This is a genomic window from Nonomuraea recticatena (genome assembly GCF_039533245.1).
Taxonomy (GTDB): Bacteria; Actinomycetota; Actinomycetes; order Streptosporangiales; family Streptosporangiaceae; genus Nonomuraea; species Nonomuraea roseola.
The window spans coordinates 1-587 of sequence record NZ_BAAATE010000176.1 but is presented as its reverse complement, the minus strand read 5'-3'; the positions used below and the strand labels follow the sequence as shown (position 1 = coordinate 587).

Annotated in this window: 1 protein-coding gene; it reads right to left on the bottom strand. The window is 67.5% G+C overall.

The genetic code is table 11. The features are described from left to right. Nucleotides 1–14: 14 nt before the first annotated feature. Nucleotides 15–284, bottom strand: coding sequence for a hypothetical protein (locus tag ABFX50_RS51020; protein WP_346158556.1), 270 nt, complete (start codon nt 282–284; stop codon nt 15–17). Nucleotides 285–587 lie beyond the last annotated feature (303 nt).

Sequence of the window (587 nt, the reverse complement as noted above, 5' to 3'; positions counted from 1 at the left end):
GCGCCGGCACTGGTCTAGACCGATTCGTAGGCCGCGGCGGCCTGGCGGCGCTTCTCCGCGTCTTCCTCGAGGGCGGCGGCTTCTCGCAGGAGCGGCTCGGCGATCTCGGCCGAGCCCTTCTCGATCCAGCCCTGGGCGTCACTCCGCAATGCAGCGGCCTGCTCCTCCCGCTCACGGGCATCCTTCCTCGCCTGCTCCGCTGCCTCCTGGGTCGAGGCGCGGAAGGTGGCTTTCGACGAGCTGTCGATCAGGTGCGCGTACGGGTTGGTGACGGTGTTCGACATGGTGGAACTCCTCTGGATAGTGGCCGCAGGGGCCGTGATTACGGGTGTTGCTGTGGCGGTCGGTCGGGCGTTGCTGCCGGCCCGCGGCGGCGTGCGTGGGGCCGGGTTGGGTCGGGGCGGGAATCCCATCTCGTCGAACAGGAGGACGTCCTCCTTGAAGGGAGGTGCTTCGCTCGGCTTCGGCGCGGGTGGTTTCGGCTGGCGGGTGATCTTGATGGGAGCGGTCTTGGTCGCTTGCGGGAAGTCGGAGGCCAAGCGGCCTTAGGAAGACAATTGCCATCTCCAACTCCTTGGCTCACAGAA